This is a genomic window from Streptomyces sp. NPDC001544 (assembly GCF_042894285.1).
Taxonomy (GTDB): domain Bacteria; phylum Actinomycetota; class Actinomycetes; order Streptomycetales; family Streptomycetaceae; genus Streptomyces.
This window is the reverse complement of sequence record NZ_JBIAVN010000016.1, coordinates 11886-34849: the sequence shown is the minus strand read 5'-3', so window position 1 is coordinate 34849 and position 22964 is coordinate 11886. Positions and strand designations below refer to the sequence as shown.

Genomic DNA, 22964 nt, shown 5'->3' with positions numbered 1-22964 from the left:
GTGTTTGGCTACAAACCGGATATCTCATACACGATCTGCCATGAAGTGCCATCCTTTGCGGCCAACTTGTGCCGTAGCCGTTGACGCCGTGCCGCGTTGGACAGGGCGGACCTGTAAGAGGGCTGCGTGGTGGAGGCCGGGATGGAAACCAGCCGGAGCAACGATCCTTGTACGCCGTCGCCGATCGCGTGCGATGTGGTGACCGTGCCGACCCGGCAGGGTCTGGAGACGGTCGACATCCTGCGGCGGGGTGCGGCCGGGGACGGGGTGGGGCCCGTACTGCTCGACAACGGGTGCGACACGCTCGGCTTCCTGGTTCCGCCGGGCACCGCGGCCGCGTGGGACGTACCGGGCAGCACCTGTACGGAGACCGACGGGCGCGGTCTGAGTTTTCCCCCGCAACCCTCGGTCGAGGGCTCGGACTGGCTGGTGCCACCGGGGGAGGCCGACCCCGCCACGGACCCCGCGGTCCTCAGACGGGCTCTCGGGGAGGCGGCACGGCTGCTGAGGGCGGCGGACGACTGCCGCTGAGCGGTACCACTCGGCGGGCCCTGCGAAAATGGCCCCATGGGCAAGTCCAGGAACCCCCGGCGCAGGCAGGCCGGCGCCGAGGCGGTCGTCGAGGGCGTCGACGGCGGTCTCGCCCAGCTGATACCCGACCGGGACCGACGGCGGGCCTGGACCCTGCTGATCGACGGGGCCCCGCAGTCGCACGTCGACCTCGACGACCCGGCGTACCTCTCCTTCGAGTACCAGCGGCGCTTCGGGCACGTCGTCGACCTCGTCGCAGCGCCCGGCCGGCCGGTGCGCGCCGTGCATCTCGGCGGCGGCGCGTTCACCCTGGCCCGCTATGTGGCCGCCACCCGCCCCCGCTCCACCCAGCAGGTCGTCGAGCGGGACGCGAAACTCGTCGAACTGGTCCGGCGCGAGCTGCCGTTGGACCCCGGCGCCCGGATCCGGGTGCGGTCGACGGACGCCCGTGAGGGCCTGGCCAAGGTGCCGGACGGCTGGGCCGACCTGGTCGTCGCCGACGTGTTCAGCGGCGCCCGGACCCCCGCCCACCTCACCTCCACCGAGTTCCTCGACGAGGTCCGCAGGGTCCTGACCCCCGGTGGGATCTACGCCGCCAACCTCGCCGACGGTCCGCCGCTGGCCCATCTGCGGGGCCAGATCGCCACCGCCGCCGCCCGCTTTCCCGAACTCGCGCTGGTCGCCGACCCGGCCGTGCTGCGCGGCAAGCGGTTCGGCAACGCGGTCCTGGTCGCCGCCGACCGTCCGCTCCCGGTCGCCGAACTGACCCGCCGCGCCGCCTCCGACCCGCACCCCGGGCGGGTCGAGCACGGCCCCGCGCTCCTCGCCTTCACCGGAGGGGCCGTACCGGTCACGGACGGGGCGGCGGTGGCCTCACCGGCCCCGCCGCCCTCGGTCTTCCACCGATGACGGTCGATGGTGATCGGTCAGAAGTCCAAGCCCCGTGACAGCAACGGCAGATGGCGCTCGTACAGCACCGCCAGGTCCTCCCGGCCGTCGCCCTCCACCCAGTGCCGTACGAGCGTGGTGAAGACGGCGATGATCGCCGCCGCCGCGCACCTGACCTCCAGGTCGGACGCGTCGCGCCCGGCGCGCTCGGCGATGACCTCGGCGATGGCCCGCTCGCTGCGCTCCTGTTCGGCGACGGTGCGGGCGCGGATGGCCGGGTCGGTGAAGGAGATCCGGGTCCGCAGCAGAAGGTCGTCGCGGTCCTGCTGGATCATCTCCCCGACGGGGCCCTTCAGGGAGCCCAGCACCGCCTCGACGATGGGCTCGTCGGCGGGGCGGGAGCGCAGTGCGGCGGCGAGGGCCGGGTCGTACTCGTCCTGGAGGACCACGTCCTCCTTGGTGGGGAAGTACCGGAAGAAGGTGCTGGGGGAGACCTCCGCCGCCTCCGCGATCTGGTCGACCGTGGTGGCCTCGTACCCGTGCTCGGCGAAGAGGCGGTAGGCCTCCCGGCGGATGCGCTCGCGGGTCTGCTGCTTCTTGCGCTCGCGCAGGCCGAGGGGGGCGGCGGGGGTCTCGTGCATCGTCATGCCACCGATTCTGCGGGCTGGACGGCGGAGCGGGCCACCGTCCGGGAGCAGGGGGCGGTGCCGGGCAGGAAGACCGCCGCGAGGACGGCACCCAGCAGGGCGATCGCGCCGCAGGCGGTCAGGACCAGGTTCATACCGTGGATGAACGCCTCGTGCGCGTGGACCGCCAGGCCGGTGTCGTGCAGGCGTGCGGCCACCGCGTCGGCGCCGGAGACGGAGTCGCGGGCCGCGTCGGCCGTGGGCTTCGGCAGGGCGCCGGTGTGCAGGCGGGCGAGGTAGCCGTAGCTGAGCAGGCTGCCCAGCCCGGCCACGCCGAGGACCGAGCCGAGCTGCTGGACGGTCTCCAGCAGGCTGGTGCCGGACCCGGTGTTGTCCTCGGGCAGCGCGGCCATCACGAGGCTGGTGGCCGGCACCACGGCGAGCCCGAAGCCGAGGCCGGTCAGTCCCAGCCACAGCGCGGTGAAGCCGTAGCCGTCCGAGACGCCGGTGGTCGAGCCGAGCAGCACGCCGGCGCCGAGCACCAGCAGGCCCGTCGGTACGACCGTCCGCGCGCCCAGCCGCGGGACCAGGGGTTCGCTCGCGGCGGCCGCCACCATCAGGCCGCCGATCAGGGGCAGGACGCGCAGGCCGGTGCCGAAGGCGTCGTTGCCGAGCACGGACTGCAGATACTGCGGGAGGATGAACAGGATGCCCATCACCGCGAAGTTGACGAAGACCGCGATCAGCGTGCCCCACAGGAAGCGGCGGTCGGCGAACAGGCTCAGGTCGACGATCGGATGGGCGTACCGGCGCTCGCGCAGTACGAAGGCGGCCAGCAGGACGGCCGCCGCGGCGAGCGGGACGAGGGCCGAGGGTGAGGTCCAGCCGTCACGGGGGATCAGGATCGTGCCGTAGACCAGCACCGTGATGCCCAGACCGCCCAGGACGCCGCCGAGGGTGTCGAACGGCGCGGAGGTGCGGACGGCCGTGTCACGGGGCAGCAGCCAGGCGCCCGCGAGGACGGCGAGTGCGGCGACCGGCGCGTTGAACAGGAACACCGAGCCCCACCAGAAGTGGTCGAGCAGCCAGCCGCCGACCACGGGGCCGACCGGCATGCCGAGCGCGGTGGCCGCGGTCCACACGGCGATGGCCTTGGGCAGCTCCTCCTTGGCGAAGACGCGGGGCAGGATCGCCATGGACAGCGGCATGATCGCGGCGGCGCCGAGACCGAGGACGGCCCGGGCGGCGATGACCGCCGACGGCGAGTGGGCGAGCGCGCCGCCTAACGAGGCCAGGCCGAAGAGCGTGATGCCGGACAGCAGCAGGCGCTTGTGCCCGTACCGGTCGCCGAGCAGGCCGACCGGGAGCATCGCCACGGACAGGGACAGCAGGTAACCGCCGCCGATCCACTGCAACTGAGCGCTGTCGGCGTGCAGTTCGCCCGCGATGGTGGGCAGTGCGACGTTGATGACGGTGCCGTCGAGGCCGACGATCAGCACGCTCAGGGTGAGCGCGGCGAGAGCGAGCCAGCGGCGAGGGGATGCGGACATGTAGACCTCCCGATGCGAAGGAACCTGATGAGAGGTTACAGTCAAATGAGAGTCCACTGTCAATATCTAGTTGTCTTTCACTTCGATCGCTCAGTAGACCTCCACATGCGGGGGGCCGTCGTGCCAGGTGCAGAACACCGTCAACCGGTTCGCGCCCGAGGCGAACTCCACCCGGATCCACGACTCCGTCTTCCACACCTGCATCGACCAACCCGTTCGCGGCGTCGCCGAGACCAGCGTCGCGTCCGCTCTCCCCAGGTCGAAGACCGCCCGGCCGCCGTCGGTGTCATAGCTCCTGACCTCACCGGAGGGGGGCGGTGACGGGGCCGGGGCGGAGGCGGTCGCCACGGTCCGCGAGGGCGTAGGGGTGCTGGACACCGAGGGTGTCCTGTGTGCCGCCCGGGACGGCGAGGGCTCCGGTGGTCGGGAACGCTGTGTGTCCGACGCCATGATCGGCAGGGCGCGCGGCGGGTCGTACGCGGTGCCCGTCAGCACCGAGTGCACGCCCCACCACGACAGCGTGGTCGCCGCGCCGGTGGCGAGCATCCACGCCAGTACGTGTACGAGTCCTCTGCGCATGGCGGGCCATACTGCCCCAGGGTGAGCGTGAGTTGCACATGCCCGGAGTTGTCCACAGGCCCGCACCCGGCTGTTCGACATGGCGTACGGTGCCGCGCATGGCAAGTGTGCTCGTGGTCGAGGACGACCAGTTCGTACGCTCGGCGCTCATCCGGCACCTCACCGACGCCTCGCACTCCGTACGCAGTGTCGGTACGGCACTGGAGGCGCTGCGCGAGGTCGCCCATTTCCGCTTCGACGTCGTCATCCTGGACCTCGGACTGCCCGATCTGGACGGGTCCGAGGCGCTGAAGATGCTGCGCGGCATCACGGACGTGCCCGTCATCATCGCCACCGCGCGGGACGACGAGACGGAGATCGTCCGGCTGCTGAACGCCGGTGCGGACGACTACCTGACCAAGCCCTTCTCCGTCGAGCACCTCTCCGCGCGGATCGCCGCCGTACTGAGGCGCTCGCGGGCCTCCGCCGGGGAGGCATCGCCGTCGAGTGTCCTGCGCGTCGGCGGTCTGAGCGTCGATTCGCTGCGCCGTCAGGCCGAGTTGGACGGGGCCCGTCTCGACCTCACCCGCCGCGAGTTCGATCTGCTCGCCTTCCTGGCGGGCCGCCCCGGGGTCGTCGTCCCGCGCCGGGAACTGCTCGCCGAGGTGTGGCAGCAGTCGTACGGCGACGACCAGACCATCGACGTCCACCTCTCCTGGCTGCGGCGCAAGCTGGGGGAGACGGCGGCCCGGCCGCGCTATCTGCACACCCTGCGCGGCGTCGGCGTGAAACTCGAACCGCCCGGGGAAGCGGAGCCGGTGCGATGAGATGGGCACTGGTGAAGGTCTGTCTCGCGGTCACCGCCATGGTCGTGGTCGCCTTCGCGGTCCCGCTCGGACTGGTCGTCAAGGAGATGGCCCGCGACCGCGCCTTCTCGGGCGCCGAGCGGGTGGCGGCCGCGATCGCGCCCGCGCTGTCCATCACCACCGACCGCGACAAACTCGAACGCGTGGTCGCCTCGGCGGGCTCGGACACCGACCTGGCGGTGCACATACCGGCCTCCGCCGCGGACGGATCCGGTGGCGACGGCCGGGCGGCCGTCGACATCGGCCGGCAGCGCGCGGCCGACCGGGACATCGCGACCGTACGGAAGCTGGGCCGGGCCTCCACGACCGAGGTGGCGGGCGGCTCCACCCTGCTCCAGCCGGTCGCGCTGAGCTCCGGCGCGATCGCGGTGGTCGAGGTGTACGTCCCCGAGTCCGAGATGAGCAACGGCGTCGGCACGGCCTGGGCGGTGCTGGCCGCCGTCGGCATCGCGCTGATCGTGGGCTCCGTGGCCGTCGCCGACCGGCTCGGCGTGCGGATGGTCCGCCCCGCGCGGCGGCTGGTCGAGGGCGCGCAAGAGCTGGGGGAGGGCAGACTGGGCGCACGGGTGCCGGAGGAAGGCCCGAACGAACTACGGCTGGCGGCGGTCGCGTTCAACTCCATGGCCGACCAGGTCGTACAACTCCTGGCGAACGAGCGTGAGCTGGCCGCCGACCTCTCGCACCGCCTGCGCACCCCCCTGACCGTGCTCCGGCTCAACGCGGCCTCGCTCGGTGAGGGGCCCGCCGCCGAACAGACCCGGGCCGCCGTCGCGCAGCTCGAGCGTGAGGTCGACACCATCATCCGCACCGCCCGCGAGGCCAAGCCCCAGACCGCGGCCGCCGGGCCGGGCGCCGGATGCGACGCGGCCGAAGTCGTCCGGGAGCGGATGGAGTTCTGGTCCGCGCTCGCCGAGGACGAGGGCCGCAAGTGGCGGGTGGCCGGGGCGGACCGGCCGATGCGCACACCGGTGGCCCGCGCCGACCTGGCCGCCGCGCTCGACGCCCTGCTCGGCAACGTCTTCCGGCACACCGCCGAGGGCACGGCCTTCGCGGTCGACGTGCACGACGGCGAGGACGCGGTGATCGTCCTGGTCTCCGACGCGGGCCCTGGCATACCCGACCCCGAGGCGGCCATGGCGCGCGGCCGGGGCTCGGGCACCGACGGCTCGACCGGCCTCGGCCTGGACATCGTGCGCCGGCTCGCCGAGTCGACCGGCGGCGACGTACGGATCGGCTCGTCGGTGCTGGGCGGTACGGAGGTGCGCGTCTGGATCCAGTTGGCGGACCGGCGGGAGCCGTTGCGCGGTGGGCACGGCCGCCGGAGCGGAGCCGTGCGCCGGCGCCGAGAACGAACATGGGTCCCGAAATTGCTCCCGAAATTGGTCTCTACCTTTAACCGGCTCCGATCCCTCCCTTAAGCGCACCCTAAGATCCCCAACCGCCGTCCCTATCAACCCTTTTACCCGGTTCCGCATCGCTAGCGTGCTGCCGCACCTCACCGTGAACAGCAAAGGCAGGCACACGCATGAGCACGCACCGGCGCAGGATCAGTGGCAGGAACAAGGCGATAGGCGCTGTCGTCGCCGCGGCGGTCGCCGGTGGCGGCGCGGTGCTGTTCACCGGCGTCGCGCAGGCGGCCGGCATCGGCGCCGCGTACACCAGGACCAGCGACTGGTCGACGGGTTACACCGCGCAGTACGTCGTCACCAACGACAGCGGCCAGACGGAGAAGACCTGGTTGCTGGAGTTCGACCTCCCGTCGGGCACCAGGCTCAGCTCCCTCTGGAACGGTGAGTCGAACGTCAGCGGGCAGCACGTCACGGTGAAGCCCGCGAAGTGGGACACCGACGGCCTCGCGCCGGGCAAGTCCGTCACCATCGGCTTCGTGGCGAACGGCACCGGAAACCCGACCGGTTGCCGCATCGACGGCGCGGCGTGTTCCGCCGACGACACCGCGACCCCGGAGCCGAGCGGCCGCCCGACGCAGTCACCGACGGCGACGGCGACCCCGACGGCCACCGCTTCCACCACCGCCTCCCCGTCCCCCACGAACAGCACCGGCAGCGGAACGACGACCGCCGCCGGCTTCGCGCCCTACGTCGACACCTCCCTCTACCCCGCCTTCGACCTCCTGGCGAGCGCCGACGCCACCGGCGTGCAGAACTACAACCTCGCCTTCGTCACGGACGGCGGCGGCTGCACGCCCAAGTGGGGCGGTGTGACGGACCTGGCGAGCGACGGCGTGGCCGCGCAGATCGGCTCCCTGCGCGCCAAGGGCGGCGACGTCCGCGTCTCCTTCGGCGGCGCGTCCGGCTCCGAACTGGCGACGACCTGCTCCTCGGCGGACGCGCTGGCCGCGGCGTACGGCAAGGCAGTGGACCAGTTCAAGCTCACCAAGGTCGACTTCGACGTCGAGGGCGGCGCCCTGCCCGACACGGCCGCGAACACCCGCCGCGCGCAGGCCATCGCCAAGCTCCAGGCCCAGCACCCGAACCTGGACGTCTCCTTCACCCTCCCGGTGATGCCCGAGGGCCTGACCCAGGACGGCGTCAACCTCCTCTCCGACGCCAAGTCGAACGGCGTGAAGATCGGCACCGTCAACATCATGGCCATGGACTACGGCCCCGCGTACAGCGGCGACATGGGCACCTACGCCGAACAGGCGGCCACGGCCACACAGGCCCAGGTCAAGAGCGTCCTCGCCCTGTCCGACTCCGCCGCCTGGAAAACGGTCGCGGTCACCCCGATGATCGGCGTCAACGACGTCTCCTCCGAGGTCTTCAGGACCGACGACGCCACCCAGCTGGTGAACTTCGCCAAGTCCAAGGGCCTCGGCGGGCTGTCGATGTGGTCGGCCACCCGCGACAAGCAGTGCACGGGCGGTACCAAGCCCACCGCCGACGCCACGTGCAGCTCGATCACCCAGGACGCGTTCGCCTTCTCGAAGGCCTTCGGGAACTTCGGCTGAGTCGCGGACCCGGGGTTGGGTGGTTGCCGTGGGGCCGCCCGTCCGGGGCGCGGCACCCCCCTCAAAGTGCCGCGCCCCGGGTTCTCAGGCCCCCGGTGCCGCCGGTGGGAGCGTGCCTGTGCGGGCCGCCTTGGCGTACCAGTGGGCGCTCGACTTCGGGGTGCGGGCGAGGGTGGCGTAGTCGACGTACACCGCGCCGAAGCGCTTGCCGTAGCCGTAGGCCCACTCGAAGTTGTCCATCAGGGACCACAGGTAGTAGCCGCGTACGTCCGCGCCGTCCTCGATGGCCCGGTGGACCGCCGAGAGGTGGCCGTGGAGGTAGGCGATGCGCTCGGGGTCGTGGACGCGGCCGTCGTCGTCCACCTTGTCGTTGTACGCCGCGCCGTTCTCCGTGACGTACAGCGGAAGGCCGGGGGCCTCCCGGGTGTAGCGCATGATCAGCTCGTGCAGGCCGGTCGGGTCGATCGTCCAGCCCATCTCGGTGCGGTCGCCGGGGGTCTGGTGGAAGGCCACGTCGTCCGCGCACGGCCAGGGGGAGTGGTCGCTCGTGCCGTGTCCGTCGGCGCGCGGGCCGCGAAGCTCGGATGCCGCCGACGAGACCAGTGTCGGCGTGTAGTAGTTCAGCCCCAGCGCGTCCAGCGGCTGGTTGGCGGTGGTCAGGTCGCCGTCCTGGACGTGGGACCAGTCGGTGAGCGACGACGTCGCCTCCAGCAGGCTCTCCGGATACGCCCCGTGCAGCATCGGGCTGTGGAAGACGCCGTTGGCCAGGTCGTCGATGCGTCGGCCGGCCACCAGGTCCGCCGGGTCCTGGGAGAGCGGGCGGACGACCGAGGAGTTCAGGCTCACCGCGACCGCGTTGCGGGCCGGCATCACCGAGCGCAGGGCCAAGGCGCCCAGGCCGTGCGCCAGGTTCAGGTGGTGCGCCGCGCGCAGCGCCGCCGCATGGTCCGTACGGCCGGGGGCGTGCACTCCCGAGCCGTACCCGAGGAAGGCGCTGCACCAGGGCTCGTTGAGGGTGATCCACTGCTCCACCCGGTCGCCGAGCGCCTCGCCGACGATCTGCGCGTACTCGGCGAAGCGGTACGCGGTGTCCCGCTCCGGCCAGCCGCCGGCGTCCTCCAGCTCCTGCGGCAGGTCCCAGTGGTAGAGGGTGATCGCCGGCTTGATGCCGTGCGCGAGCAGCTCGTCCACCAGGCGGCGGTAGAAGTCCAGGCCCACCTGGACGGCGGGGCCCCGGCCGGTGGGCTGCACCCGCGACCAGGAGACGGAGAACCGGTACGCCTTCAGGCCCAGCTCCGCCATCAGCGCGACGTCCTCGCGGTAGCGGTGGTAGTGGTCGACGGCGATGTCACCGGTGTCGCCGCCGAGCGTCTTGCCCGGCGTGTGACTGAAGGTGTCCCAGATCGAGGGTGTGCGGCCGTCCTCCCGTACCGCCCCTTCGATCTGGTACGCGGAGGTCGCGGCGCCCCAGAGGAAGCCGGGAGGGAAAGTCACGGACGTCTCGGGCATGGAAGCGCTCCCATGAGTCGGGGGCCCCATTATGCATGGGAGCGCTCCCATGGCAAAAGGTGTAGCGGCCCCGGGATCGCTGTCCGCTCCAACTCACCGTTCATCTCTCGGCGTTCGGTGGCTGGAGGCCTCGATTCCGGTCCGGGAGACCCCGATGTGGCCCCGACGGGCCGTTCGGACGCCCCGCTGTGATGGTCATCATGGGGCTGAGCTGCGGGAACGCAGTGACGAAATCGTATTGCGCCCGCCCTGAGGTCCCCGGCGGTGCGACACATTCCCGTGACGTACGGAACACGCTTGCGCAACAACGCCGATTTCAAGTCTTGACACCTGGCCCGGCAGGAACGAGTCTTCCGGCAAGCCGCGTGGGAGCGGTCCCACGGTCAACCGGGGGGTGCCTCCCGTGTGGACCGCACCACCAACGGCCCTTCCCTCTGTCTCGCATCGCACATCGTTGACCAGCAGGTTTTCTCACCGCACGCCGAGTGCTGCGGGCTGGCCGCCGCCCGAACCGAGAGGGCAGGTCGGGGCTGCCGAAATCCGGCGGTCCGATTCCTGAGATCCCGTTCCCACTGGAACAAGGAGTAGTGGAATGCGCATCACCCGTACCGGCGGCGGTCGCGGCCGCAGAGCAGCGGCCCTGACCACCTCGGTCCTGACGGCCTCTGCCCTGCTGCTGACCGGCTGCAGCGACGACAGCGACTCGAGCACCACGGATGCCAACGGGAACATCACTCTCACGGTGGCCGACTTCGGCCAGTTCGGTTACAAGGAAGCCGGGCTGTTCGCCCAGTACCACAAGCTGCACCCGAAGATCACGGTGAAGGAAGACACCACCACCAGCGAGCAGGACTACTACCCGAAGCTCCTTCAGCAGCTGAACACGGGCAGTGGCCTGGCGGACGTCACCGGCATCGAAGTCGGCCGTATCAAGGAGGTCGTCGACACCCAGGCGGCGAAGTTCACCGACCTGAGCAAGACGATCAACGTGAGCGACTGGGTCTCCTGGAAGGAGAAGCAGGCGACCGCCAAGGACGGCACGGTCATAGGCGCCGGCACGGACATCGGACCGATGTCGCTGTGCTACCGCAGGGACCTCTTCCAGAAGGCGGGCCTGCCGACCGACCGCGATGCCGTCGCCAAGGCGGTCAAGGGCGGCTGGGAGGACTACCTCAAGCTCGGTGAGCAGTACAAGAAGAAGGCCCCCTCCGGCACCTACTTCATGGACTCCGCGAGCGCCATGTACAACGCGGTCGTCAGCTCCTCCGCGAAGCAGTACTACGACGCCGACGGCAAGCCCATCTACAAGGACAGCCCCGCCGTGCAGCAGGGCTGGAACCTGGCCGCCGAGGCCGCGTCGAAGAAGCTGACCCAGGGCCTGGCCGAGTTCCAGGACAGCTGGACGGCCGCGCTGCGCAAGGGCAGCGTCGCCACCGTGGTGTGCCCGGCCTGGATGGCCGGTCAGATCTCCGTCAACTCCGGTGACGCCTACAAGGGCAAGTGGGACATCGCCCGTGCTCCGGGTTCGACCGCGGCCGCCTGGGGTGGCTCGTTCCTGGCCGTGCCCAAGAGCGGCAAGCACGTCAAGGAAGCCTCCGACCTGGTCAAGTGGCTCACCGCCCCCGAGCAGCAGGCCGCCGTGTTCAAGGCGATCGGTGTCTTCCCGTCCAACAAGGGCGCCTACGAGCTCCCCGGTGTGAAGGACGCGAAGCTCCCCTACTTCAACAACGCCCCGATCGGGCAGATCTACGCCGAGGAGGCCGCGGCCATCCCCGAGGCGGTGCTCGGTGCGAAGGACGCCACGATCAAGGACACCATCTCCACGCAGATCAACAACATGGAGCAGCGGGGCACCAAGCCCGCTGACGCGTGGAAGGCGGCGACCGACGCGATCGACAAGGTGATCGGCTGACCCCCGCGGTGGGGGGGGGCCCCCCGGCCGCCCCCCCCCCCCCCGGGGGGGGGGGGGGCCGGGGGGGGGGGGCGCCCCCCGGGCCCCCCCCCACCGCACTGCGGCGTGCGGGCCCCAGGGGGTGTCTTCTGGATCATGCCGGGGTCGCAGAACACCCCCTGGCGCGGCCTCCCGGCCGAGGCGCGGGGCCGTCCGCACCGGCCCGGTCGTCGAACGCCGGCCGGCTCCGCGGCGTCCGGGAGCAACTCACCGGTCGCCGCACCACCGCGTCCCCGGGCCGGTGGCCGAGCCCGTTCCGCGGACCGCTCGCCACCGCTCCGATCCGTGTCGGCGGGCCGGGTGCCCGGCCCGCCCGAACCCGCCGCCTGCCCCGAACCCGGCTGAGATCCCCAGGGAAGGACTTCCCCCGTGGCAACGACAACTCCCACACGGGGCGCCCACACCCCGCCACCCGGCGGCTCCGGCGCCGTGTCGGACCGACGCAGCCGGTGGCGTACCCGGCTGTGGCGGTTCGACGACATCGCGTCCCCGTACGCGTACATCGCTCCCTTCTTCCTCGTCTTCGGCGCCTTCGGGCTCTACCCGATGCTCTACACCGGCTGGATCGCCCTGCACCGGGTGGAGATGACGACCCTCAGCCAGTCCGAGTGGGTCGGGTTCGACAACTTCACCAAGATCCTCCAGGACTCGGAGTTCTGGACGGCCGTCACGAACACCTTCGTGATCGGCGTCATCTCGACCGTCCCGCAGCTGCTCGTGGCCCTGGGCCTGGCCCACCTGCTCAACTACAAGCTGCGCGCCAGCACGTTCTGGCGGACGGTCATCCTCACCCCGTACGCCACCTCCGTGGCCACCGCCGCCCTGGTCTTCGCCCTGGTCTTCCGGGCCGACGGAGGCCTCCTCAACTGGGTGCTGCACTTCTTCGGTGCCGGCAACACCAACTGGGGCAACGGGGAGTGGACCTCCAAGATCGCCATCTCGGTCATCATCATCTGGCGCTGGACCGGCTACAACGCACTGATCTACCTGGCTGCCATGCAGGCCGTGCCGACCGACCTGTACGAAGCGGCCTCGATCGACGGTGCGACGCGCTGGCAGCAGTTCCGCAAGGTGACCATTCCCTCGCTGCGGCCGACGATCCTGTTCACCATCGTCATCTCCACCATCGGCTCCATGCAGCTGTTCGGTGAGCCGCTGCTGCTGCAGGGCGGCACGCTCGGCTCCATCGGCGGCAACGAGCACCAGTACGAGACCCTCAGCATCTACCTCTTCAACTACGGCTGGAAGCTGGGACATCTCGGCCCGGCCGCCGCCGTGGCCTGGGCCATGCTCGTCCTGCTGCTGCTCATCGCCCTGATCAACTGGATCGTCGGCCGGTTCGTGCGCAAGAGCGCGGCCTGACGGGAGCGACAACGATGACCACGACCAGTCCCACCAAGACCGCGCCGGACCTCGTCCCGGCACCGCCGACCGCATCCGTGACCAAGCGCGGCAGCCGTTTCAAGATCGGCGCAGGCCGGCAGCTCAGCGGCGGCCCGTTCACCTACCTCGCCCTGATCGTCGTCGGCCTGGGCTCGATCTTCCCGCTGTACTGGACGCTGGTGGCCGCCTCGCACGACCAGCAGCGGGTCCTCGACAGCCCGCCGCCGCTCATCCCGGGCGGCCGGCTCTTCAGCAACCTCCAGTCGGCCTGGGACCAGGCCCATCTGGGGAAGGCCATCGTCAACAGCGTCATCGTGGCCGGCTGCATCACCGCGGCCACCCTGTTCTTCTGCACCCTCGCCGGCTACGCCTTCGCCAAGATGCGCTTCCGCGGCCGTGGCGTCCTGATGACCGCGGTCATCGCCACGCTGACGATTCCGCCGCAGCTCAGCGTCGTCCCGCTGTTCATGATGATGGCGGACATCGGGTGGGGCGGAAAACTGGAGTCGGTGATCTTCCCGACCCTGGTCGGTGCCTTCGGTGTCTTCTTCATGCGCCAGTACCTGCTGGAGGCCCTGCCCTACGAGCTCATCGAGGCCGCCAAGGTGGACGGGGCGAGCAACATCCGCATCGTGTGGAACGTGGTCCTGCCCGCGGCCCGGCCCGCGATGATGGTGCTCGGCATGCTCACCTTCGTGCAGGCGTGGAACGACTTCTTCTGGCCCTTCCTCGCCCTGAACCAGGAGAACCCCACCCTCCAGGTGGCCCTCGGCCAGCTCAGCGCCTCCTACACCCCCGACCAGAGCATCGTCATGGCCGGAGCGCTGATCAGCACCCTGCCGCTGCTCCTGGTCTTCGTGATCTTCGGCAAGCAGATCGTCGGAGGGATCATGGCGGGCGCCGTCAAGGGCTGACGCCCACAGGCCGACGCCGGGCCGGCGCCCGCGGGAGCCGCTCACCCCACCGCGGCCGGGTCACTGTCCGCCCCCCTCGTCGACCGCGACCGGGGCACTGTCCGACTCTTTCCACCCCACTTCGGGAGCTCTCTCACCATGACCGCCGTACGAACCGAGACCACCGCCCAGTCGGCCTCAGACACATCCTTCCCGCCGGGCTTCGTCTGGGGGGCCGCCACCGCGGCGTACCAGGTGGAGGGTGCCGCCACCGAGGACGGCCGCACCCCGTCCATCTGGGACACCTTCAGCCACACCCCCGGCAAGGTCCTCAACGGCGACACCGGTGACATCGCTGCCGACCACTACCACCGGTACCGCGACGACGTGGCGCTGATGAAGGACCTCGGCCTCAAGGCCTACCGGTTCTCCGTCTCCTGGTCCCGGGTGCAGCCCACCGGCCGGGGGCCCGCCGTCGAGCGGGGCCTGGACTTCTACCGGCGGCTGACCGACGAACTCCTGGAAGCGGGCATCACCCCGGTCGCCACCCTCTACCACTGGGACCTGCCCCAGGAACTGGAGGACGCGGGCGGCTGGCCGCACCGTGACACCGCGCACCGCTTCGCCGACTACGCCGAGATCATGGGCCGCGCGCTGGGCGACCGCGTCGGGGTGTGGACCACCCTCAACGAGCCCTGGTGCTCGGCCTTCCTGGGCTACGGCTCCGGCGTGCACGCCCCGGGGCGCACCGACCCGGCCGCCACCCTGCGCGCCGCGCACCACCTCAACCTGGCCCACGGGCAGGCCATCGGGGCGCTGCGGCAGATCCTGCCGTCATCCGCGCAGACCTCCCTCACCCTCAACCTGCACCAGGTGCGCCCGCTCACCGACAGCCCCGGGGACGCCGAGGCCGCACGCCGGATCGACGCGGTCGGCAACCGGATCTTCACCGGTCCCGTCCTGGACGGTGCCTACCCCGAGGACCTGCTCGCCGACACCGCGCACATCGTCGACTGGGCGGAGCTGGTGCACGACGGCGACCTGGACGAGATCTCCCGCCCCATCGACATGCTGGGCGTCAACTACTACTCGCCGACCGTGGTCTCCGCGCCCGCCGACGGTGTCGGCGCCACCAGGAACGACGGCCACGGGGCGAGCGAGCACTCCCCGTGGACCGGCTCCGACCACGTCGCCTTCCACCTCGCCAACGACGAGGTCACGGCGATGAACTGGGCCATCGACGCCGGCGGGCTGCACACCCTGCTCACCGGCCTGGCGGCCGCGCACCCGGAGCTGCCGCTGATGGTCACCGAGAACGGCGCCGCCTTCGACGACTACATCTCACCCGAGGGCCGGGTGAACGACCCGCGGCGGATCGCCTACCTGCACTCGCACCTGGACGCCGTCCGACGGGCCGTCGCCGACGGAGCGGACGTGCGCGGCTACTTCCTGTGGTCCCTGCTGGACAACTTCGAGTGGGGATACGGCTACTCGAAGCGCTTCGGCGCCGTCTACGTCGACTACTCCACCCAGCGCCGCATCCCCAAGGCGAGCGCCCACTGGTACGCCGAGGTGATCCGGAGGAACGCCCTGCCGGCCGCCGGGGAGCAGGGCTGAGGCACCGGCCCGGATCGAGGGGGTGCCGCCGTCGCACCGGCCGCGTCCCCTCGGCGGGTTTCTCCGGCGCCGGGGGAGAAGACCCCGGTCGGACGAGGGACGATGGGGTCGGGGGCGGCCGGGGCCACGGCTGTTACATTCCTGGCCTGAAGGCTGCGAACGGAAGGCGGCGACCATGGCGGTCAAGGGTGAGCGGAGCCGGGGCCTTCGGCGGCCGACCCTGGAGGAGGTCGCCGCCCGGGCCGGTGTCGGCCGCGGCACGGTGTCCCGGGTGATCAACGGCTCGCCCCGGGTCAGCGACGCGACCCGCGCGGCCGTGGAGGCGGCGGTCGCCGAACTCGGCTACGTCCCGAACACCGCGGCCCGTGCCCTGGCCGCCAACCGTACGGACGCGATCGCCCTGGTCGTGCCCGAGCCGGAGACCCGGTTCTTCTCGGAGCCGTACTTCTCCGACATCCTGCGCGGCGTCGGCGCCGAACTGTCCGACACGGAGATGCAGTTGCTGCTGATCTTCGCGGGCAGCGACCGGGAGCGGCAGCGGCTCGCCCAGTACCTCGCCGCGCACCGGGTGGACGGCGTCCTGCTGGTCTCGGTCCACGCCGACGACCCGCTGCCCGACCTGCTCGCCCAGCTGGAGATCCCGGCCGTGATCAGCGGCCCGCGTTCGGCGGCGGAGGCGCTCACCTCGGTGGACTCGGACAACTACGGCGGCGGCCGTTCCGCCGTGGAGCACCTGCTGGCCCGCGGCTGCCGCACGATCGCCCACATCACCGGCCGCCTCGACGTGTACGGCGCCCAGCGCCGCGTGGACGGCTACCGGGACGCGCTGCGTGACGCGGGCCGTCCCGTGGACGAACTGCTCATCGAGCCGGGCGACTTCACCGAGGAGGGCGGTCGCCGTGCGATGACACGGCTGCTGGAGCGCAGACCGGCGCTGGACGCGGTCTTCGCCGGCTCGGACGTCATGGCGGCCGGTGCCCGGCAGGTGCTGCGCGAGGTGGGCCGGCGTATCCCCGACGACGTGGCCCTGGTGGGCTACGACGACTCGGCCATCGCCCGCCACATGGACCCGCCGCTCACCAGCGTGCGCCAGCCCATCGAGGAGATGGGCCGCGCGATGCTCGACCTGCTCCTCGCGGAGATCGCGGACCGCCGCCCCACCGTGTCCCCGGGGCTGGAGCGGCGGCAGGTCGTACTGCCCACGGAGCTGGTGCCGCGGGCCTCGTCCTGAGGCCGGGGGCGGGCCACGGCGGGGGAGCACGGAGGCAGGGCCGGGGCCGGCGGAAAAAGAAGCAGCCGGTGACCCGTCTTGCGACGGAGTCACCGGCTGACTACTCAGGGTGAGTGACGGGACTCGAACCCGCGGCATCCTGGACCACAACCAGGTGCTCTACCAGCTGAGCTACACCCACCATGACCGGCAGTTCGAGGAGTGTTCTCCCCGACCGGCCGAGAAAAAGTGTACAGGGTCCGGAGGGGTGCTCGCGCCAGGCTTTCGCGGCGCCCCTCCGCCGGCCCCCGCGGACCGCCTACTGGGCGGGCAGGACGTGCTTGGCGGCGATCGCCTTCGCCGTGTCGGAGTCCGGGCCGGGCTGCGGCACGAAGAGGGCCTCGCGGTAGTAGCGCAGCTCGGCGATCGACTCGCGGATGTCGGCGAGGGCGCGGTGGTTGCCGTTCTTCTCCGGGCTGTTGAAGTAGGCGCGCGGGTACCAGCGGCGGGCCAGCTCCTTGATGCTCGACACGTCGACGATCCGGTAGTGGAGGTATTCCTCCACCTTCGGCATGTCCCGCAGCAGGAAGCCGCGGTCGGTGCCCACGGAGTTGCCGCACAGCGGCGCCTTGCCGGGCTCCTTCACGTGCTCCCGTACGTACGCCAGGACCTGCTCCTCGGCGTCCGCCAGCGTGGTCCCGCCGGGGAGCTCCGCGAGCAGCCCGGACGCGGTGTGCATCCGACGCACCACCTCCGGCATCGTCTCCAGCGCCTGGTCCGGCGGACGGATGACGATGTCCACCCCCTCGCCGAGTACGTTCAGCTCGGAGTCGGTGACGAGGGCGGCCACCTCGATGAGCGCGTCGTCGGACAGCGAGAGGCCGGTCATCTCGCAGTCGATCCACACCATGCGATCGTTCATGTGTCTAACCTTACGCGGCGGTAGGGCTTCCGGCCCCGGTCCGGCCGGGCTCTGCTGGGGCTGCCGCCCCTGGTGAAGGAAAGCGGGCCGGGGCGTGAGCCCCGGCCCGTCCTCGTCACATCCCGCTGCGCGGCCCCGGCACGCTGGCCGACAGGCTGCGCCGGGCCTGGATCGGCACGCCGGCGTCCGGGTGCAGCAAGGCCGGTACCGGGCCCACCGGTCCGCCCGGTGCGGGCAGCGCCGGCTCGGCGTCGGCGGGCTTGTCGCCCTGGGGGCGACGGGCGCGGTAGGCCGCCCGGTAGGCGGCGGGCGAGGAGCCCAGCTGGCGCCGGAAGTGACCGCGCAGGGCCACGGGTGAGCGCGGAAGCCGCAGCGGCCCGCGACCTCGTCCACCGAGTAGTCCGACGTCTCCAGCAGCCGCTGCGCCTGCAGCACCCGCTGGGTGATCAGCCACTGCAGCGGGGCACTCCCGGTGAGTGACCGGAAACGGCGGTCGAAGGTGCGCCGGCTCATGTACGCCCTCGCCGCCAGCGTCTCCACGTCGAACTGCTCGTGGAGGTGCTCCAGCGCCCAGGCGACGACCTCCGCGAGCGGGTCGGCGCCGATCTCCTCCGGTAAAGACCGATCGAGGTAGCGCTCCTGGCCGCCCGACCGGCGCGGCGGGACCACCAGGCGTCTGGCCAGCGCGCCGGCCGCCTCGTTGCCGTGGTCCGACCGCACGATGTGCAGGCACAGATCGATTCCGGCCGCCGTACCCGCCGACGTCAGCACATCGCCGTCGTCGACGAACAGCTCGCGTGGATCGACGTGCACGGACGGATAGCGCTTGGCCAGCGTCGGCGCGTACATCCAGTGCGTGGTCGCCGGGCGGCCGTCCAGCAGACCCGCCGCCGCCAGCACGAACGCGCCGGTGCACAGGCCCACGATGCGCGCGCCCTCCTCGTGCGCCCGGCGCAGTGCGTCGAGCGCCTCCTCCGGTGGCGGAGAAGTGATCGAACGCCAGGCCGGCACGACGACCGTGCCCGCGCGTGAGATGGCCTCCAGGCCATGCGGTGCGGTGAGTTCCAGGCCCCCTGTGGTCCGCAGTGGGCCTTCCTCGCCGGCGCACACCAGCAGTCGGTAGCGCGGCACTCCGGCGTCCTGGCGGTCGATCCCGAACACCGAAAGCGGTATGGAACTCTCGAAGATGGGCCCGCCGCTGAACAGCAGCACGGCGACGATCTCCTTGCGACGTCGCCCGGACAGCTTCCGGGCCGCGGCTTCCGGCGCGGCAGTGGAGTCGTGGCTCATCCTGCTAAGCCCCCCTCGGTGGTCGCGGCTCCTCGGTTGTGTCGCTCCTGCACGTTTCCCCTCGGTCCTGCACGAGTCCCCCGCCGTAAGACAGTCAAGATCGAATCTACTGCGTCCCGCACCGCCGCGGTGACCAGATCGACACCCGGCGCATTGTCGACATGACAACTTGGCGTGAAGCATTCGATCACGAAGCGTTGCACTCGTGGGCCGTACAGGGAAGTGCGCCTCGTCGCAGTGGCCAAACCGCGTAGGGTGCGCAGGGGCCCGTGGACCCTTTCCGTGCAGGTCGAACGGGGGTTGAAGGGCGGTTCGGGCCCTCCCTGGCCGGTGGTCGGAAGTTGGCTGAAAAGCTACGGTCCCGTGTGCGGAAACCGGTCAGTCGACCGGTGTGCCGCCCCTGGTGTGACGTCCGCCTCCCCGCCCGCCTTCCCGTCCGCCTTCCCGGGATGCCGGACGTGCCGAACGTACCGCGCAGCGCTCCGAGCGGCGCAGCAGGATCCGGCACACGCCGGTGACGGCGGCCAGGCCCAGGGCGGTGCCGGCCGCGCCGGCGAGGGAGGTGCCGTACCAGAGGAGGACCACGGGGACGAGGACGCAGCTGAAGGCCGCCCAGCGGACCACGTCACCGGCGGTGTCGGGGGTGGGGCGGGGATCGCTGGTGGGTCGTGGTCCGGACATCTCGTACTCCCTGGTCGCACTCCTTGCCGCGGTGGCTCACGGGGTTCAACGCGGGTCCGGGCAGTCGGTCACTGTGCGTGTCGGCCGGATGGCTTCCGGCTGTCCGAATCCTGTGCAAACCGCCTGTACGGGGCAGCAACCATTGCGTTACGGGCGTCGCTCGTGCATGCTCCGGGGAACCCCTGCGGACTCCGGGGGGACCCCTTACGGAGCCTGTCCAGAACTCTGGGCCGAGGAAGCTTGCCGCCGTACCCTTGGGGGTATGGGCTTGGGAAGGTGTTTCCCGGACACAGCTCCGCCGCACAGTGTCGTCCCACCCGAAGGATCACAACGCCGAGACAGCCATGGCCGGTCACGAATTCTTTGAACCCGCGGACCGCAAGCGGCCGGTCGCCGATCCCACGGCGGCCGATCCCCTGGCGGCGGAAGAGGCACGCGCTTCCTGCGACCCCGCCTTCAAGCACGGAGTGGTCGTCGGCTTCGACGGCTCCACGTCCAGCGAGCGGGCCCTCGCCTACGCCATCGGCATGGCGAACCGCTCCCGTTCGGGCCTGATCATCGTCCACGTCGCCAACCGGCTGCCCACCACCGTGTGGGCGGGGTGCGAGCCTCCCGTCTTCGTGGACGTGCCCGACCACCGCACCGAGGTGCTGGGTCTGGAGCTGGCCTGTGCGGACTACCTGGCCGAGGTGCCCTGGATCCTGGTCGAGCGCGGTGGCGACATCTGCCACGAGCTCGAAGAGGTGGGGCGCGAGTACGAGGCCGACGCGATCGTGGTGGGCTCCACGCACGGGATCGTCGGACGGATCTTCGGTTCCGTCGCAGGGCGGCTCGCCAAGCGGGCGAAGCGGCCCGTGGTGGTCATTCCGTAACGCCTGTCACACCGTCAACTCCCTTTGTGCGACCTTTGTTCGGCGCGGTGCGCCGCATCAACCTACTTGCGCGTAGGAGTGTTTGTGCCCTTGTGAAGGGCATATAACGCTCACCGCGCAATGGCACATGCACGAAGGGAGCCCGCCGTGGACAACGACGTCTCTGCGGGAAGCACGACCACGATCGTCGGCCGACTCGCCCTGGGGATCACCCTGTTGGCCTTCGGCCTCGGAAACACCGACGTGATCGACGGCGTGACGGCGGCGGACGCCCTGTCACTTGCCCACTACGTCGGCGGCGTTGCCCTGTTCGTCGCCGGCCTGCTCGCGCTGCGCGACCGTGACACCGTCACCGGTACGGCCTTCTCGGCGCTCGGCGCGCTCTGGTTCACCTGGGCCGTCTCGGCCGGAAACCAGGCGTCGGACCACGCGGCCGGACTCTTCCTGCTGCTGTTCGCCCTCGTGGCGCTGTCCCTGACCCTCGCCGGCGGGGACCCGCTCGGCCAGGGCACGTACGGACTGCTGTTCCTGGCGATGCTGCTGCTCGCGGTGGCCCGCTTCGCCGACAGCCCGGCACTGACCAAGGCCGGCGGCTGGGTGGCCGTCGCCGCCGGCGCCCTGGCCTGGTACGCGGCCACCGCGGTCCTCGCGCACTGGCCGACGGTGCTTCCCAGGCGCGCTGCCGGCCGGGGGGTGACGGCCGCCGGTTGAGGCAGCCGCGGGCCGGGGGACTGGGCGGTCCCGGCCCTGAAGAGAGCGACCCCCTGGGCCGGCAGGCGTCAGGGGGTCGTTCACGCTCCGTACAGGACACGGGCGTTACGGCGCGGGGATCACTCCACCGTCACCGACTTCGCGAGGTTGCGCGGCTTGTCGATGTCCCGGCCCAGGGCCAGCGCCGTGTGGTAGGCGAGGAGCTGGAGCGGGATGCCCATGAGGATCGGGTCCAGCTCGTCCTCGTTCTTGGGTACGACGATCGTGTGGTCGGCCTTCTCCTGCTCCTGGTGGGCGACCGCGAGGATCTTGCCGCTGCGGGCCTTGATCTCCTCCAGGGCCGCGCGGTTCTTCTCCAGCAGGTCGTCGTCCGGCACGATCGCGACCGTCGGCAGGGCGGGCTCGATCAGCGCGAGCGGGCCGTGCTTGAGCTCGGAGGCGGGGTAGGCCTCGGCGTGGATGTAGGAGACCTCCTTGAGCTTCAGGGAGGCCTCGCGGGCCACCGGGTAGCCCCGGACACGGCCGATGAAGAGCATCGAGCGGGCCTCGGCGTAACTCTCGGCCAGCTTTTTGACCTCGTCCTCCTGCTCGAGGATCTCGGAGATCTGCGCGGGCAGCCTGCGCAGGCCCTCGATGATCCGCTTGCCGTCGCGCACGGAGAGGTCGCGGGTGCGGCCGAGGTGCAGGGCGAGCAGGGCGAAGGCGACCGTGGTGTTGGTGAAGCACTTGGTGGACACCACGCACACCTCGGGACCGGCGTGCACGTAGATGCCGCCGTCGGCCTCGCGGGCGATCGCGGAGCCGACCACGTTGACCACGCCGAGCACCCGGGCGCCCTTGCGCTTGAGCTCCTGCACGGCGGCCAGCACGTCGTAGGTCTCACCGGACTGCGACACCGCGACGTACAGCGTGTCGGGGTCCACGACGGCGTTGCGGTAGCGGAACTCGGAGGCGGGCTCGGCGTCGGCGGGGATGCGGGCCAGCTCCTCGATCATCTGGGCGCCGATCATGCCCGCGTGGTAGGAGGTGCCGCAGCCGAGGATCTTCACGCGGCGGATCCGGCGCGCCTCGCGGGCGTCCAGGTTCAGGCCGCCGAGGTGCACGGTGGAGAAGCGGTCGTCGATACGGCCGCGCAGCACGCGGTCCACGGCGTCGGCCTGCTCGTGGATCTCCTTGTGCATGTAGGTGTCGTGGCCGCCCATGTCGTACGACTCGGCCTCCCACTCCACGGTGGTCGGCTCGGCGGTCGTACGCGTGCCCTCGGTGGTGTACGTCCGGAAGTCGTCGGCCTTCAGGGTCGCCATCTCGCCGTCGTCCAGCGTCACTATCTGCCGGGTGTGGGCGACCAGCGCGGCCACGTCGGAGGCGACGAACATCTCCTTCTCGCCGATGCCGAGGACCACCGGGGAACCGTTCCGGGCCACCACGATGCGGTCCGAGAAGTCGGCGTGCATCACCGCGATGCCGTAGGTGCCCTCGATGACCCGCAGGGTCTCGCGGACCTTGTCCTCCAGCTTCTCGGCCTGCGAACGGGCGATCAGGTGGGTGAGGACCTCGGTGTCGGTCTCGGACAGGAACTCGACGCCGTCCGCCTCCAGCTTGCGGCGCAGGTCGGCGGCGTTGTCGATGATGCCGTTGTGCACGACGGCGACCTTGTGGTCGGCCGACATGTGCGGGTGGGCGTTCACGTCGGAGGGGGCGCCGTGGGTGGCCCAGCGGGTGTGGGCGATGCCGGTGGTGCCCTTGAACCGCGCCGGGACCTTGGCCTCCAGGTCGCGGACCCGGCCCTTGGCCTTGACCATCTTCAGTCCGGCCGACTTCGGGGCGGTGACGACGATGCCCGCCGAGTCGTAGCCGCGGTACTCCAGGCGCTGCAGGCCCTCCAGGAGCAGCGGGGCGACGTCACGCTTCCCGATGTATCCGACGATTCCGCACATA

Annotated in this window: 18 protein-coding genes, 1 tRNA gene and 2 pseudogenes; 12 read left to right on the top strand and 9 right to left on the bottom strand. The window is 71.1% G+C overall.

The window, feature by feature from the left end; translation table 11 throughout:
* Positions 1 to 126 precede the first annotated feature (126 nt).
* Together ACFY0F_RS30845 and ACFY0F_RS30840 are read left to right on the top strand one after the other, a co-directional pair.
* A complete protein-coding gene (locus tag ACFY0F_RS30845) occupies positions 127 to 531 on the top strand; it encodes a hypothetical protein (RefSeq protein WP_388801467.1) in 405 nt (134 codons plus the stop codon).
* Between the two features lie 36 nt (positions 532 to 567).
* Positions 568 to 1440 (top strand): spermidine synthase, encoded by an 873-nt coding sequence (locus ACFY0F_RS30840; protein WP_388801464.1) that lies wholly within the window; start codon positions 568 to 570, stop codon positions 1438 to 1440.
* Between the two features lie 17 nt (positions 1441 to 1457).
* On the opposite strand, the gene ACFY0F_RS30835 is transcribed toward ACFY0F_RS30840, so the two are convergent.
* The 3 genes from ACFY0F_RS30835 to ACFY0F_RS30825 all read right to left on the bottom strand — a co-directional run bounded on the left by ACFY0F_RS30835 (position 1458) and on the right by ACFY0F_RS30825 (position 4174).
* Entirely contained in the window at positions 1458 to 2066 is a 609-nt protein-coding gene (locus ACFY0F_RS30835) for a TetR family transcriptional regulator (protein ID WP_388801461.1), read from the bottom strand.
* On the bottom strand, positions 2063 to 3595 hold the full coding sequence (locus tag ACFY0F_RS30830; RefSeq protein ID WP_388801458.1) for an MFS transporter: 1533 nt from the start codon (positions 3593 to 3595) through the stop codon (positions 2063 to 2065). Before ACFY0F_RS30830 ends, ACFY0F_RS30835 begins: the two co-directional genes overlap by 4 nt.
* A gap of 90 nt (positions 3596 to 3685) precedes the next feature.
* Positions 3686 to 4174, bottom strand: a complete 489-nt coding sequence (locus ACFY0F_RS30825; RefSeq protein ID WP_388801455.1) for a hypothetical protein — start codon at positions 4172 to 4174, stop codon at positions 3686 to 3688.
* A gap of 98 nt (positions 4175 to 4272) precedes the next feature.
* Between ACFY0F_RS30825 and ACFY0F_RS30820 the strand changes: the two genes are divergently transcribed.
* The 3 genes from ACFY0F_RS30820 to ACFY0F_RS30810 all read left to right on the top strand — a co-directional run bounded on the left by ACFY0F_RS30820 (position 4273) and on the right by ACFY0F_RS30810 (position 7987).
* Positions 4273 to 4980 (top strand): response regulator transcription factor, encoded by a 708-nt coding sequence (locus ACFY0F_RS30820; protein ID WP_388801452.1) that lies wholly within the window; start codon positions 4273 to 4275, stop codon positions 4978 to 4980.
* Positions 4977 to 6437 (top strand): sensor histidine kinase, encoded by a 1461-nt coding sequence (locus tag ACFY0F_RS30815; RefSeq protein ID WP_388801449.1) that lies wholly within the window; start codon positions 4977 to 4979, stop codon positions 6435 to 6437. The genes ACFY0F_RS30820 and ACFY0F_RS30815 overlap by 4 nt, the downstream gene beginning before the upstream one ends.
* A gap of 107 nt (positions 6438 to 6544) precedes the next feature.
* Positions 6545 to 7987 carry a cellulose binding domain-containing protein gene (locus tag ACFY0F_RS30810; protein ID WP_388801446.1) on the top strand — a complete coding sequence of 481 codons (1443 nt, stop codon included), beginning with the start codon at positions 6545 to 6547 and terminating at the stop codon, positions 7985 to 7987.
* Between the two features lie 84 nt (positions 7988 to 8071).
* Here the strand turns inward: ACFY0F_RS30810 and ACFY0F_RS30805 are convergent, their stop codons facing one another.
* Positions 8072 to 9496 carry a GH1 family beta-glucosidase gene (locus ACFY0F_RS30805; RefSeq protein WP_388801444.1) on the bottom strand — a complete coding sequence of 475 codons (1425 nt, stop codon included), beginning with the start codon at positions 9494 to 9496 and terminating at the stop codon, positions 8072 to 8074.
* 592 nt (positions 9497 to 10088) lie between these two features.
* Here ACFY0F_RS30805 and ACFY0F_RS30800 point away from each other — a divergent pair.
* The 5 genes from ACFY0F_RS30800 to ACFY0F_RS30780 all read left to right on the top strand — a co-directional run bounded on the left by ACFY0F_RS30800 (position 10089) and on the right by ACFY0F_RS30780 (position 16571).
* Positions 10089 to 11408, top strand: coding sequence for an ABC transporter substrate-binding protein (locus ACFY0F_RS30800; protein WP_388801441.1), 1320 nt, complete (start codon positions 10089 to 10091; stop codon positions 11406 to 11408).
* A gap of 408 nt (positions 11409 to 11816) precedes the next feature.
* Positions 11817 to 12809, top strand: coding sequence for a carbohydrate ABC transporter permease (locus ACFY0F_RS30795; protein WP_388801438.1), 993 nt, complete (start codon positions 11817 to 11819; stop codon positions 12807 to 12809).
* 14 nt (positions 12810 to 12823) lie between these two features.
* The gene (locus ACFY0F_RS30790) at positions 12824 to 13744 is read left to right on the top strand and encodes a carbohydrate ABC transporter permease (RefSeq protein WP_388801435.1); all 921 of its coding nucleotides are present in this window, start codon (positions 12824 to 12826) and stop codon (positions 13742 to 13744) included.
* Positions 13745 to 13882: 138 nt separating this feature from the next.
* Entirely contained in the window at positions 13883 to 15340 is a 1458-nt protein-coding gene (locus ACFY0F_RS30785) for a GH1 family beta-glucosidase (protein WP_388801432.1), read from the top strand.
* A gap of 175 nt (positions 15341 to 15515) precedes the next feature.
* Positions 15516 to 16571, top strand: a complete 1056-nt coding sequence (locus ACFY0F_RS30780; RefSeq protein ID WP_388801429.1) for a LacI family DNA-binding transcriptional regulator — start codon at positions 15516 to 15518, stop codon at positions 16569 to 16571.
* 108 nt (positions 16572 to 16679) lie between these two features.
* On the opposite strand, the gene ACFY0F_RS30775 is transcribed toward ACFY0F_RS30780, so the two are convergent.
* The 4 genes and pseudogenes from ACFY0F_RS30775 to ACFY0F_RS30760 all read right to left on the bottom strand — a co-directional run bounded on the left by ACFY0F_RS30775 (position 16680) and on the right by ACFY0F_RS30760 (position 19443).
* Positions 16680 to 16752: transfer RNA gene (locus ACFY0F_RS30775), tRNA-His, on the bottom strand.
* 117 nt (positions 16753 to 16869) lie between these two features.
* Positions 16870 to 17463, bottom strand: a pseudogene (gene orn, locus ACFY0F_RS30770) (oligoribonuclease); the annotation flags it as partial.
* Positions 17464 to 17587: 124 nt separating this feature from the next.
* Positions 17588 to 18762, bottom strand: a pseudogene (locus ACFY0F_RS30765) (helix-turn-helix domain-containing protein).
* A 378-nt stretch (positions 18763 to 19140) separates the two neighbouring features.
* The gene (locus tag ACFY0F_RS30760) at positions 19141 to 19443 is read right to left on the bottom strand and encodes a hypothetical protein (protein WP_388801427.1); all 303 of its coding nucleotides are present in this window, start codon (positions 19441 to 19443) and stop codon (positions 19141 to 19143) included.
* 344 nt (positions 19444 to 19787) lie between these two features.
* Between ACFY0F_RS30760 and ACFY0F_RS30755 the strand changes: the two genes are divergently transcribed.
* Entirely contained in the window at positions 19788 to 20315 is a 528-nt protein-coding gene (locus ACFY0F_RS30755) for a universal stress protein (protein ID WP_388801424.1), read from the top strand.
* 147 nt (positions 20316 to 20462) lie between these two features.
* A complete protein-coding gene (locus ACFY0F_RS30750) occupies positions 20463 to 21026 on the top strand; it encodes a GPR1/FUN34/YaaH family transporter (protein ID WP_388801421.1) in 564 nt (187 codons plus the stop codon).
* A 119-nt stretch (positions 21027 to 21145) separates the two neighbouring features.
* On the opposite strand, the gene glmS is transcribed toward ACFY0F_RS30750, so the two are convergent.
* Complete coding sequence (gene glmS, locus ACFY0F_RS30745) at positions 21146 to 22963, bottom strand: glutamine--fructose-6-phosphate transaminase (isomerizing) (RefSeq protein ID WP_388801418.1); 1818 nt, start codon at positions 22961 to 22963, stop codon at positions 21146 to 21148.
* Between the last annotated feature and the right edge of the window lies 1 nt (position 22964).

Bases quoted from the DNA above. Each gene is read 5' to 3' on its own strand.
- ACFY0F_RS30760 (WP_388801427.1), bottom strand. From the start codon at position 19,443: ATGTCCGGACCACGACCCACCAGCGATCCCCGCCCCACCCCCGACACC.
- glmS (WP_388801418.1), bottom strand. From the start codon at position 22,963: ATGTGCGGAATCGTCGGATACATCGGGAAGCGTGACGTCGCCCCGCTG.
- ACFY0F_RS30815 (WP_388801449.1), top strand. From the start codon at position 4,977: ATGAGATGGGCACTGGTGAAGGTCTGTCTCGCGGTCACCGCCATGGTC.
- ACFY0F_RS30830 (WP_388801458.1), bottom strand. From the start codon at position 3,595: ATGTCCGCATCCCCTCGCCGCTGGCTCGCTCTCGCCGCGCTCACCCTG.
- ACFY0F_RS30820 (WP_388801452.1), top strand. From the start codon at position 4,273: ATGGCAAGTGTGCTCGTGGTCGAGGACGACCAGTTCGTACGCTCGGCG.
- ACFY0F_RS30840 (WP_388801464.1), top strand. From the start codon at position 568: ATGGGCAAGTCCAGGAACCCCCGGCGCAGGCAGGCCGGCGCCGAGGCG.
- ACFY0F_RS30825 (WP_388801455.1), bottom strand. From the start codon at position 4,174: ATGCGCAGAGGACTCGTACACGTACTGGCGTGGATGCTCGCCACCGGC.
- ACFY0F_RS30805 (WP_388801444.1), bottom strand. From the start codon at position 9,496: ATGCCCGAGACGTCCGTGACTTTCCCTCCCGGCTTCCTCTGGGGCGCC.
- ACFY0F_RS30800 (WP_388801441.1), top strand. From the start codon at position 10,089: ATGCGCATCACCCGTACCGGCGGCGGTCGCGGCCGCAGAGCAGCGGCC.
- ACFY0F_RS30790 (WP_388801435.1), top strand. From the start codon at position 12,824: ATGACCACGACCAGTCCCACCAAGACCGCGCCGGACCTCGTCCCGGCA.
- ACFY0F_RS30780 (WP_388801429.1), top strand. From the start codon at position 15,516: ATGGCGGTCAAGGGTGAGCGGAGCCGGGGCCTTCGGCGGCCGACCCTG.
- ACFY0F_RS30810 (WP_388801446.1), top strand. From the start codon at position 6,545: ATGAGCACGCACCGGCGCAGGATCAGTGGCAGGAACAAGGCGATAGGC.
- ACFY0F_RS30835 (WP_388801461.1), bottom strand. From the start codon at position 2,066: ATGACGATGCACGAGACCCCCGCCGCCCCCCTCGGCCTGCGCGAGCGC.
- ACFY0F_RS30755 (WP_388801424.1), top strand. From the start codon at position 19,788: ATGGCCGGTCACGAATTCTTTGAACCCGCGGACCGCAAGCGGCCGGTC.
- ACFY0F_RS30785 (WP_388801432.1), top strand. From the start codon at position 13,883: ATGACCGCCGTACGAACCGAGACCACCGCCCAGTCGGCCTCAGACACA.